Source organism: Acinetobacter nematophilus (genome assembly GCF_026344175.1).
In the GTDB taxonomy this organism is placed as follows: Bacteria; Pseudomonadota; Gammaproteobacteria; order Pseudomonadales; family Moraxellaceae; genus Acinetobacter; species Acinetobacter nematophilus.
The window spans coordinates 317,216-328,474 of the sequence record NZ_JAPKMY010000003.1 but is presented as its reverse complement, the minus strand read 5'-3'; the positions used below and the strand labels follow the sequence as shown (position 1 = coordinate 328,474).

15 protein-coding genes are annotated in these 11,259 nt (G+C 40.2%); 6 read left to right on the top strand and 9 right to left on the bottom strand.

All coding sequences use genetic code 11. The annotated features are described in order from the left end of the window. Positions 1–83: 83 nt before the first annotated feature. The 3 genes from OSH00_RS08720 to orn all read right to left on the bottom strand — a co-directional run bounded on the left by OSH00_RS08720 (position 84) and on the right by orn (position 2,784). Entirely contained in the window at positions 84–887 is an 804-nt protein-coding gene (locus OSH00_RS08720) for an enoyl-ACP reductase FabI (protein ID WP_266130077.1), read from the bottom strand. A gap of 159 nt (positions 888–1,046) precedes the next feature. Beyond that, a complete protein-coding gene (locus OSH00_RS08715; RefSeq protein WP_266130076.1) occupies positions 1,047–1,781 on the bottom strand; it encodes a Bax inhibitor-1/YccA family protein in 735 nt (244 codons plus the stop codon). 445 nt (positions 1,782–2,226) lie between these two features. Then, complete coding sequence (gene orn / locus OSH00_RS08710; RefSeq protein ID WP_196075018.1) at positions 2,227–2,784, bottom strand: oligoribonuclease; 558 nt, start codon at positions 2,782–2,784, stop codon at positions 2,227–2,229. Positions 2,785–2,908: 124 nt separating this feature from the next. On the opposite strand from orn, the gene rsgA reads away from it, so the two are divergent. The 5 genes from rsgA to OSH00_RS08685 all read left to right on the top strand — a co-directional run bounded on the left by rsgA (position 2,909) and on the right by OSH00_RS08685 (position 5,854). After that, positions 2,909–3,967 carry a ribosome small subunit-dependent GTPase A gene (gene rsgA, locus OSH00_RS08705; RefSeq protein WP_266130075.1) on the top strand — a complete coding sequence of 353 codons (1,059 nt, stop codon included), beginning with the start codon at positions 2,909–2,911 and terminating at the stop codon, positions 3,965–3,967. Between the two features lie 91 nt (positions 3,968–4,058). Continuing rightward, entirely contained in the window at positions 4,059–4,469 is a 411-nt protein-coding gene (locus OSH00_RS08700) for a rhodanese-like domain-containing protein (RefSeq protein ID WP_266130074.1), read from the top strand. A gap of 16 nt (positions 4,470–4,485) precedes the next feature. Continuing rightward, the gene (gene grxC, locus OSH00_RS08695) at positions 4,486–4,743 is read left to right on the top strand and encodes a glutaredoxin 3 (RefSeq protein ID WP_004825086.1); all 258 of its coding nucleotides are present in this window, start codon (positions 4,486–4,488) and stop codon (positions 4,741–4,743) included. Positions 4,744–4,775: 32 nt separating this feature from the next. Then, positions 4,776–5,234, top strand: a complete 459-nt coding sequence (gene secB / locus OSH00_RS08690; protein WP_196075021.1) for a protein-export chaperone SecB — start codon at positions 4,776–4,778, stop codon at positions 5,232–5,234. 146 nt (positions 5,235–5,380) lie between these two features. Further along, positions 5,381–5,854 (top strand): hydrolase, encoded by a 474-nt coding sequence (locus tag OSH00_RS08685; protein WP_266130073.1) that lies wholly within the window; start codon positions 5,381–5,383, stop codon positions 5,852–5,854. A gap of 10 nt (positions 5,855–5,864) precedes the next feature. Here OSH00_RS08685 and OSH00_RS08680 read toward each other — a convergent pair whose 3' ends face one another. From OSH00_RS08680 to coaBC, 6 genes are all read right to left on the bottom strand, one after another. Next, on the bottom strand, positions 5,865–6,482 hold the full coding sequence (locus OSH00_RS08680; protein WP_266130072.1) for an alpha-ketoglutarate-dependent dioxygenase AlkB family protein: 618 nt from the start codon (positions 6,480–6,482) through the stop codon (positions 5,865–5,867). Next, complete coding sequence (locus tag OSH00_RS08675; RefSeq protein ID WP_266130071.1) at positions 6,463–6,714, bottom strand: Ada metal-binding domain-containing protein; 252 nt, start codon at positions 6,712–6,714, stop codon at positions 6,463–6,465. The genes OSH00_RS08680 and OSH00_RS08675 overlap by 20 nt, the downstream gene beginning before the upstream one ends. A 3-nt stretch (positions 6,715–6,717) precedes the next feature. Next, positions 6,718–7,455: a 2OG-Fe(II) oxygenase gene (locus OSH00_RS08670; RefSeq protein ID WP_266130070.1), complete on the bottom strand. Its 738-nt coding sequence runs from the start codon at positions 7,453–7,455 to the stop codon at positions 6,718–6,720. Beyond that, on the bottom strand, positions 7,442–8,281 hold the full coding sequence (locus OSH00_RS08665; protein WP_266130069.1) for a methylated-DNA--[protein]-cysteine S-methyltransferase: 840 nt from the start codon (positions 8,279–8,281) through the stop codon (positions 7,442–7,444). The genes OSH00_RS08670 and OSH00_RS08665 overlap by 14 nt, the downstream gene beginning before the upstream one ends. A gap of 326 nt (positions 8,282–8,607) precedes the next feature. Next, on the bottom strand, positions 8,608–8,982 hold the full coding sequence (locus tag OSH00_RS08660; RefSeq protein WP_009586962.1) for a cytochrome b562: 375 nt from the start codon (positions 8,980–8,982) through the stop codon (positions 8,608–8,610). Positions 8,983–9,147: 165 nt separating this feature from the next. Continuing rightward, the gene (coaBC, locus tag OSH00_RS08655; protein ID WP_196075028.1) at positions 9,148–10,413 is read right to left on the bottom strand and encodes a bifunctional phosphopantothenoylcysteine decarboxylase/phosphopantothenate--cysteine ligase CoaBC; all 1,266 of its coding nucleotides are present in this window, start codon (positions 10,411–10,413) and stop codon (positions 9,148–9,150) included. A gap of 103 nt (positions 10,414–10,516) precedes the next feature. Between coaBC and radC the strand changes: the two genes are divergently transcribed. After that, the gene (gene radC / locus OSH00_RS08650) at positions 10,517–11,251 is read left to right on the top strand and encodes a RadC family protein (RefSeq protein WP_266130068.1); all 735 of its coding nucleotides are present in this window, start codon (positions 10,517–10,519) and stop codon (positions 11,249–11,251) included. Positions 11,252–11,259: the final 8 nt, after the last annotated feature.

Sequence of the window (11,259 nt, the reverse complement as noted above, 5' to 3'; positions counted from 1 at the left end):
AAGAAATTGTAAAAAAACCTCAATATTCATATTTTAATATTGAGGTTTATGTTTTGAATTCAGTCAGTTAAATAGACTTAACTTTATTCGCCATCCATCATGGATTGGCTCATACCCACAGTATTGAAACCTGCATCGACATACAAGATTTCACCTGTAATACCATTTGCCCAAGGTGAACATAAGAACAATGCCGCATTCCCAACATCTTCAATTGTCACATTGCGTTTCAGTGGTGCAATTTTTTCATTGGCATCTAACATCTTACGGAAAGACTTAATCCCAGATGCCGCTAAAGTACGGATCGGACCCGCTGAAATCGCATTTACACGAATTCCTTCAGCACCCAGGCTTGAAGCCAAGTAACGTACACCGGCTTCTAAAGATGCTTTTGCCATCCCCATCACGTTGTAGTTTGGCATCACAGACTCAGAACCTTGATAAGTTAAAGTCAATAAGCATCCTTGGCGAGCAAGCAATAATGGTTTCGCGGCACGTGCCATTGCCACAAAACTATAAGCACTGATGTCATGTGCAATTTTAAAGCCTTCACGATCAGTAACCTCTGTGAAATCACCGTCAAGGGTATGCGCAGGCGCAAAACCGATCGAGTGAACAACACCATCCAAACCATCCCAATGTTTTGCCAGTTCAGCAAAAGCGTGGTCGATTTCAGCGTCTACAGCAACATCACAAGGAAAAACCAGTGTTGAACCAAATTGTTCTGCAAACTCATCTACACGTTTTTTTAATTTGTCATTTGGATAAGTAAATGCGAGTTCTGCACCTTCACGGTGTAATGCCTGAGCAATACCAAATGCAATGGATAATTTACTTGCAATACCCGCGATTAAAAAGCGTTTACCTGCCAATAGTCCTTGTGCCATGAAATTCTCACTTGATCAATTTTGTAAGCATAATGCCAAGTCTTGACCCAGAACTAAATTGCATAATGCATCTTTTTTTAAAAGTTTAGTAAAAATATAAAAAAGCGCACTGAGAAAAGTGCGCTTTTATCGAATCTATTTTTGTTTAATCCGCAATGATTAATCATCACCTTGCAGTAAGCTCAGTAAACGCAGGAATGAATAGTACATCCAAACCAAAGTTGCCAATAAAGCAATACCACATAACCATTCATATGATTTAGGGGCACGTTGTGCAGCAGCAGACTCAATCAAATCAAAGTCAAGGATCAAGTTCAGTGAAGCAATCACTGCAACAAAAGCAGCAAAGCCAATACCTAACAGGTTGCTTTCAAATAAGAACGGAATGCTTGAACCAAATGCCAAACGCATGATGAATTGAACCACAAACACCAAACCAATGGCGATCGACGCTGAAATCACAACCGATTTAAATTTTTCAGTTGCACGGATAATTTGGAATTTATATAAACCAAACATCACCAATGTTGTGACAAAAGTTGCCAAAAGCGCTTGTAAAGGAATACCTGGGAACTTTAATTGGAAGATGACGGAAACACCACCTAAAAATGCACCTTCAAAGAATGCATAGGGAATCGCCAGAACACGTGCTGTATTCGGTTTAAATGTCGCAATTAAACCTAAAATCAAACCACCAATTGCACCGACCATTGTAGCAGCATATGCAATCCCTACATTCATGGTGCTAAAGCTATAGAAGAAAATTCCAACACCTAACACCGCAGCAATCACAGTCAATAAAACTGACTTTTGAATTGCGCCTTGTATGGTCATTGGCTGTTCATAATCCGCATACGTTTCCGCACGCGTTAAAATTGGGTTATTACTTTGCATAGTCAATCTCTTTGTAATAATTCAAATATAAAAGGATATTAAAACGTTTTTTATGCAAACAATTTGAACTGCTTGCTCTTTTTTGTAACGAGTTGTCAGAAGACATCACTTCCAGTATAGCTTAAAAAATCAAAATTCATAGTAAAAAAGAGATTAAAAACGCCCTTGTTTCAATCTGATATATGAAGATGCTTAATTATTGAGATGATGTTTAGACGAATGGACAAATAAACTTTTAAATGTTTTTAAGAAGAAAAGAGGCAGATGATAGAATTTAAATCGTTTTGAAAGCCAAAGAATATGTAGATCATCCGCTCGATTGGCGTACTGCATACAGCCAGATGATGTTATTTGCTGACAAATGAGGTATTCACTGAATCAGTGGGGGGCGCGGTAAAGAACCTTATGGGTGAGTACCACAGTTGATCACCTCACCCAAGCTGGCTTAGTCTTTATTCTCAATAAAGAAATATTGACGGTAGTATTTTAATTCTGCGATTGAGTCGCGAATATCATCCATCGCCAAATGTGATGCATTTTTCTTTAGACCGCTCATGATTTCGGGTCTCCAGCGTTTTGCCAACTCTTTAATTGACGATACATCCAAATTACGATAATGGAAGAATTGTTCAAGTTCTGGCATTAAACGATGCATAAAACGACGATCTTGACAGATTGAATTACCACACATCGGCGAAGATTTCGGACTGACCCATTTCTTCAAAAATTCCAAGGTTTGTTGTTCCGCATCTTGAGCTGTCAGTTTGCTGCGACGTACACGTTCGATCAAACCTGACTGACCATGCTGTTTGGTATTCCACTCATCCATTGCGTTCAGAATGAGATCTGATTGATGCACTGCAAGAACTGGACCTTCCGCCAAAATATTTAAATGGTCATCTGTCACAATGGTTGCGATTTCAATGATCTTGTCATTATCTGTATCTAGACCTGTCATCTCGAGGTCAATCCAAATTAAGCGGGTATCCAGTGTACTGCTCATAGAGTGCAATCTTATTAGGTCAATAAAAAAATGAATAGTAGCAAATTTCTTACTTCTGCGCTGTAATTCATTCGCTCATCATGGTATTTTTGCCTTCTCATTTTCAAGGTTTTTTAGGACATGAATGGCTTTAATTCGTAAACGTCGTTTGACTGAGCAGCAACAACGCCGCATTCAGAAACAACATAAAACACGTCAAGAAGAAATCGACACTTCCAATGACCTTGAAGGTCTGGTGGTTCAGCATTATGGACGACAACTCGAAGTACAAGCCCTTTCTACTCCCGCTCAACATCCTCAAAAACCCACTGTTCAGGCAGGCGAACCAGAACCTTTTTGGAAACCGATTGAAATCGGCAGCGTCTGGCGCTGCCATACCCGTACCAACCTTGAGTTGTTGGTCACAGGGGACAAAGTTAAATGGCAGGCAGACCCCAATACGGGCTTGGGCATTATCACGGCGATCCACCCGAGAACCTCGCTACTGACTCGTCCAGACCGTTATCACAAGGTCAAACCTGTGGCAGCCAATATCAGCTTGATCGTGATTGTTTTTGCACCTTTGCCGGAGCCTGCTCCCACATTGATTGATCGTTACCTTGTGGCTTGTGCAGATGCCAGCATTCCTGTGCTTCTGGTCTTGAACAAATCCGACTTACTCAAAGACAATGACCCAATTCTAGATCTCATCAAAGAGTATCAAGACTTGGGTTATGAAGTGTTGATCACACAGTCCGAGGGTGATATTGGCGAGCTTAAACAACGCTTGGACAATGAAACCGTTGCTTTTGTAGGTCAATCGGGTGTGGGCAAAAGTACACTGATCAATGTGATTGTTCCCGATGCAGAACAGAAAACCAATATCATTTCTGAAAACTCTGCGCTTGGGCAACACACCACAACATCGACACGTCTGATTCGCTTTGGTGAAAATGGTGCGTTGATTGACTCACCGGGAATTCGTGAATTTGGACTTTGGCATCTGAGCCTTGAAAAAATTGATGCGGGCTTTCCAGAGATTTCGAATTTGGTTGGATACTGCCAGTATCGCAACTGCACCCACACCCACGAAAAGCAATGTGCTGTGAAAAAGGCAGTCGATGATGGTGAAATTCTAGCCAGACGTCTGGAAAGTTATTTGCGCTTAATTGAAGAAATCACTGATGCGCAACAAAAAAATTAAATTTCTTCTGAGATAACCTTGAAGCGGTGATTTTGATCACCATATATATACGCTATACTCGACGCAATTTTTGATTGTAATTAGGTGACTTGTGGAACGTTGGTTTGAGTTTATGGGGAATCACCCCTTCTTATTTGGTATTTTAGGAGTACTGATTGTCCTGTTCTTCATTTTTGAAGGACAACGTAGTGGTCGTAAAATTTCACCACAATCCCTCGGTATTTTGGTGAAAGCCAAAAATGCAATGCTGATTGATTTACGTGATGCGAAAGATTTTCGCGAAGGTCACATCAGTGGCAGCCGCAATATTCCATATAGCCAAATTGCCAGTCATATTGAAGAATTGAAAACCGCAGATCGCCCTTTAGTCTTTATCTGTAACTTGGGTCAAGTGGCAGGTAGTGCTTTACAGCAGGTCGGTCACGCTGACAGTTATCGTCTAGATGGTGGTATTAGTAACTGGAAAGCCCAAGGCTTGCCATTAGTTAAAGCTAAAAAATAAGCTTAAGGAGCTCAACATGTCTGCTGAAGTAAAAGTTTATTCAACAACTTTCTGCCCATACTGTGTACGTGCAAAATCTCTACTTGAGCGTAAAGGTGTTGCTTTTACCGAAATCAATCTCGATCAGGAAGCACCTGAGGTTAAGACTGAGCTAATCCAGCAAACCAAGCACCGTACTGTGCCACAGATTTTTATTAATAATGAATTCATCGGTGGTTTCGACCAGCTTTATGCTTTAGAAAAAGCCGGCAAACTCGATGAACTACTTGCCTGATTAATCACTTCTTAAAATTTAAGGAATAAAGAATGAGTGAAGAACAACAAGCTCAACCGCAACTTGCTTTAGAGCGTATTTATACAAAAGACATTTCTTTTGAAGTCCCTGGGGCTCAAGTTTTTACTAAAGAATGGCAACCTGAATTAAACATCAACTTGTCTTCTGCTGCTGAAAAAGTAGATGCAACACACTTTGAAGTTTCTTTAAAAGTCGTTGTTCAAGCGAACAATGCAGGTGATACAGCATTTATCGTGGATGTCACACAATCAGGTATTTTCTTGATTGATGGTATCGAAGAAGATCGTCTTCCATACATCTTAGGTGCATACTGCCCGAACATTTTGTTCCCATTCTTACGTGAAGCTGTGAATGATCTTGTGACCAAAGGTAGCTTCCCACAATTGCTTCTTACGCCGATCAATTTTGATGCTGAGTTCGAAGCGAATATGGAACGTGCTCAAACTGCTGCTGCTGAAGGTCAAGCTTAAATGCTTAGATTTTAAGTTAGCAAAGACCGCTTTATGCGGTCTTTTTTATATTGTTCTGTTCAACATTAAAGTTCACTGAAACTTCACAAAACCCAATCACGGCATTTTTTATACTTTAAAAATCATAATACGATGACAAATCATCTATGCCCATTACCCCCTTACATTTAGGCTTAGGTGCAAGTTGTAAAGGAATCGGAAATCAGCACTTTAGCTTTCTCATTTTTTCAGGTGTCCAAATGCTCATGGACATCGAACCTTTACTTGGCATTATTTTCGACTGGAACACTTTACATCTATATAGCCACAATTTAATTGGAGCTTTGTTGATCGGTTTGTTTGCCATCCCAATTGGCAAAGCGATGAGTGAGTTTTGTTTATACCATTTATTCAAACAAATTCATTGGCAGATCACTTGGCGAGTGGCAACCTTCAGTGCACTGACGGGCAGTTTTAGCCACATTGTTCTAGATGGTCTGATGCATGCGGACATGTACCCTTTTTACCCATTCAGTCAAACTCAATTTCTGCTGAATTTAATTCCTTATTCCTATATTTTTTATGGTTGTTTGTTCGGATTTATCTTGGGTGGCATCCTATTTCTGCTTCATGAGAGATAAACATGAGTATTTATACACTAGATTCAACAATCGTTCTAAAGGTCAAATTAATCCGAGCGGTATGTATTTTCTTGGTGGGTGGTAAACGATGTAACCAATGCGTTTGTGTGACGTCTTTCATGATCAGTAAACTGCCATTTTCCAGAGCAATCTCAACCTTTTCTTGGATATTTTTATGTTTAAAGGCAAATTTTCGAACTGCCCCGAGACTTAAAGAGGCAATCGCACCATTCTTTTTTAAGTCTGTTTCACCGTCACTGTGCCATGCCATTCCCTCTTCACCCGTATGGTAAAGATTCAGCAAACAAGAATTAAATGTTTCACCCGTGATCTCTTCGATCAGCTGTTTCAGTTCCAGCAAGTGCTTGGTCCAAGGCAAGGCATATTTTGAGGTATTGGAATAGGTATATTCAAAAGCCTGATTGCCATACCATGCCACTTTACGCTTGGTTGTAATCTTTTTTCCAAAAATAATGGCTTGGTCATTCTGCCATTCAATCGTGTTCAGCAATCGCTCAAAATAATGCTGTGCAAGCGCTTCATCCATGATGATGCCAAAATAATTGACTGTTCCATCGTATGGAAGCAGATTTTGATTTGGTTCAGTTTTAAATTTGAGTTGCTGCATTTTTCCACTTCAAATAGGCTGATTTCATACAGTGTCCACATGGTCGATAGTGCAATGCCAAGGCTTCAGCTTCACTGCTAAAGAATACCCGATTGTTTCTTAACATTCGTTTCCCAGAGGCGCAGTCTAGGCGTCCATAAATTCTGAGTTTTTGGTTGCCTGCAAATAAAATTTCAGCATTTTTAAGTTTGCGATATAATCCTAAGCCGTCTATGTCGCTATGTTGAATCATGCTTTAACTCGCGGCATCATGAAAAATAATTCCTAAACTATAACGCTCCCCTTCAGTTAAGTGACTCACGCCATGCTTCATGTTGACCCGATAGTAGCCATGCGTACCTTTCTTGGGTCTAAATTGCGTGGTAAAAAGCAGTACATCGCCTTTGTTCGGTTGTAACACCATTGCTTTCGACTGCGCTCGTGGGATTTGTTCTGTCATCACCAACTCACCCCCCTTAAAATCAATGTTGGTTTGATTTAAAACAATCACCATTTGAATCGGGAAAAACACTTCACCATACAGATCTTGATGCAAAGTATTAAAACCATGTTGTTGATAATGCAAAATCAACACCGTGGCTTTATCTTGACCGACTTGCTGACATTGTTTCAAAAATGCTTCATGTGACGTGGGATATTGTCGTTGGATATTTAAGTTTTCGAACCAAGCATTGGCGAGCGGCACCAAATAGGGATAAAACTGGGTACGTAGCAATTGCAATAAGTGGGGTAAAGGGTAGCGAAAATATTTATATTCACCCTCACCAAAACGATAGCGCTGCATATTGACGGTTTTTCGGTATAAGTTTTCATGGTGATAATCGGCTTTGATTAATTCACACAAGTCATCGGATAAGAAATTTTCGATCTGTGAAAAGCCCTGCTGATTGAGCTGTTCAAGGATCAAGGTCCAATCCAAATGCTGAATTTTCTCACTCAGGGCTTGAGCCTGTTGAATATTAAATATCGGCATGGGTTTGAACACCTTCCCAACCAATCATCGCCATTTTTCGACTTTTACCCCAATGATATTCACCCAAAACGCCTGTTGCTTGAATGACCCGATGACACGGAATCAAAAACGCCACGGGGTTGTGACCCACTGCTGTACCTACCGCACGAGAGGCTTTTGAATTTCCTATTTGCTCTGCTAAATCTCCATAAGTGGTTAATTGCCCCATTGGGATTTTGAGTAAACTTTCCCAGACTTTAAGCTGAAAATCAGTACCTTTTAAATGAAGTTTAATTTGTCCCAGCTGCTTATTTCCAGATGAAAAAATTGCCAAAGCATGTTCATGCAATATATCAGTCTGTTGATCAAATTGGGCATTGGGAAATTTTTCGAGCATTGCGGCAAAGCTTTCTTGTTCATTGTCTACAAAGGACATAAAGCAAACACCCTTCGCGGTAGATGCCACTAAAACCGTTCCAAATGGACTTTCAGCATATTGATAATGGATGATTAAATTCTCTCCGCCACTTTTATATTCAGCAGGCGTCATCCCTTCAATTTGAATAAATAAATCATGCAAACGACTGGTACTCGAAAGTCCGGTATCAAAAGTCGCATCAAATACAGAATGATCTTGCTTTAATAATTTTTTTGCATGTTCCAAACTGATATATTGCAAGAATTTTTTAGGGCTGGTACCCGCCCATTCCGTAAATAAACGTTGGAAATGAGCGGGGCTTAAATGGATATGTGCAGCCACTTCATCTAGATTGGGCTGGGTTTTAAAATTATGCTGAATATAGGTTATGGCTTTTGCAATACGTGCAAAGTGATTTTGCTGTTGCATCACATGTCTCCTGATCTTCTCGTTATAACTTAACAGCGATAAAGTGATGAACAAATCCGAATCATGCGCAGTTTAGCAATTTATTGCCTGATCACTATACTCAAGTGGTCAGCCAAACCACCCGATCATTCATATAAATATTTTAATTTGAGACAGATACAGTCAATCAATTTGATGCTTTTTCTTAGTCTTGATTTTATTGATCAAGTAAAATTATGTTTCTGTATGCCTTTTTAACAAATTGACTCTCATCTCAGCACAAAAAAACCGCTCGCCATTCAACTCACGGTTTTAATAGATCACACTATATTGGTCCAGTCACAGGATTATTGATAGATCTTATGTCCTTGATCACGAATTTCAGCAATTTTTTTGCCTTCCATTTTGGCATGATCCAAATGTCCGCCTTTGACTAAGGCTTGCGTTTTATCAATCTGTGCAATTAATTGATCATAAAGCTGTGTTGAACTTGGCGCGCTGGCATCACCACGACCTTTAAGTTTAACTTTTTTTGCATCTGTTGCTGCGGCACGCATGTTGTCTAAAGCTTTATTGGCTTCTGCTGGATTCGTGGTTTGATTAAACGCTTTGTAATTTTTACCCAATGCCTGCATATTCTGTTGCAGGGTTGCAGCAAAACTCATTGAACTCAAACTTAGGGCAGAGATCATCATTACGGTGGCTAAAGTTTTTTTGATCATTGTGATCTTCCTTAAAACTGTGGCTATCGTGGGTTATCCACGGGAATAAAAGTACAGCTATTGTCCATATTCAACATTAAACATAGTTTAAAACCACAAAAAATAGCAAATAAAAAATGCAACGGAATCGTTGCATTTTTATATTTTAAACAGAACAGGAAAAATCTATACGGGCTCAATTTTATGATTTAAAGCATCGTGAATTGCTTCAACCAACTGTTGGGCAATTTCTTGTTTCGATGCTTTTTCCAAATCTCGTTTTTCCATTTGATATTGCTCAGCAAAAAACACAGTCATAGCATTTTGATCTGAAGCAAAACCGATATCCGCACGAGAAACATCATTACAAGCAATCATATCCAGTTTTTTCGCAATCAGTTTTCCTGCTGCATATTCTTCAACATTCCGTGTTTCAGCAGCAAAACCCACCATAAATGGACGTTTTGACTGTTGTGCAATCGTGGCGACAATATCTGGATTTTTAACCAAGGAAACATTGAGCTCATCACCTGCTTTCTTGATCTTGTGTTCAGCAACTTCTGCCACACGATAGTCCGCAACAGCCGCCGTTGCGATGAACACATCACAACCTTCCTCAAGCTGATGCATGCTTTCATCCAGCATCTTGATTGCTGAAGAGACGTTAATCCGACGTACACCATTTGGAGTATCCAAACTGACTGGACCTGCCAATAAGGTGACTTTTGCTCCCGCTGAATAACAGGCTGCTGCAATGGCAAAACCCATTTTTCCTGTACTGTGGTTTGAAATATAACGCACTGGATCAATGGCTTCACGTGTCGGCCCTGCAGTAATTACCACACGTTTTCCTGCCAATAAACCAAATTTTTCTGCAATGGCACGTTGTGCCTGATGGAAATAATTTTTAACCTGCTCGGCAAGATCTTCCGGTTCAGGCATACGTCCCAAACCAACATCGCCACACGCCTGAGAACCTGCTTCTGGCATGATCACATGCACACCATCTTCAACCAATGTATTTAAATTACGTTGAGTGGGTTTGGCAGCCCACATCTGCTGGTTCATCGCAGGCGCAACCCAAACAGGCGCCTTAGTTGCCAGATAAAGAGTGCTGAGTAAATCATCTGCCAAACCGGCAGCAAATTTTGCAATCGTGTCACAACTTGCGGGTGCAACCAAAACCAGATCAGCCCATCGCGCCAATTCAATATGTCCCATGCCAGCTTCTGCTTCAGGGTCTAATAATTCTGTATGAACGGGATTGCCAGACAATGCCTGAAAAGTCAGCGGTGTAATAAATGCTTGTGCACCATGCGTCATCACAACACGGACATTAAAACCGTAATCCTTTAAACGACGTACAAGGATGGCACTTTTATAGGCAGCAATACCGCCTGTTACAGCAAGAATAATATTTTTATTAGAAAATACACTGAGATCGAAACTCACGATCAGGCTACCTTTCTGTTGCAGTGGCGCTCACAATAGCATTAAATAGTCTATCTCCCAAGCAGTTATCGGGAGAAAAAATGAAAAGTACAATAAATTAAAAATGTGGAAAACAATGAACCATTCAATCAAACAATGGCCCGAACAAGAGCGCCCACGTGAAAGATTACTCTTGCAAGGGGCACACAGTTTATCCGATGCAGAGCTTTTGGCAATCTTCCTTCGTTCAGGCTCTAAACAGCACTCTGCTGTCGAATTATCACGCCTATTAATTCAGCATTTTGGGCATTTAAATGCTGTATTCGATTCCTCTTTAGAAGAGCTCCGTCAGTTTCATGGAATTGCCGAAACCAAATATTCACAACTGATGGCAGTCAAAGAATTAGGTCGGCGCTATCTTAAACATCAACTCCATCAAGGTATGGACTTAAGCCGCTCTGACTTAATTCGAGATTATTTGCGCTATGAATTAATTGGAGAACAACAAGAGGTCTTTGCCGTGCTCTGTCTAGATAGCCAGTTACGCAAGCTAAGCTTTAAAAAACTATTTTTCGGCTCTATCAATTACTGCAATATTTCGATCAATCAATTATTACGTCATGCCATACAGAAACAGGCGACTTTTATTGTGATTGCGCATAATCATCCTAAAGGTTTAGCAAAACCCTCACGTGAAGATTACGATCTTACCCAGCAAATATCCAAAGCCTGTCAACTGCTTGAAATAGAATTACTAGATCATATGATCATCGCCTCTGAACAAAGCTATTCCTTTAGTGAACATGGACTCATCAAATCTAAAACTTTCCCTGCAAATAAGATTGACAAGAATCCTTGAAGCGGTGA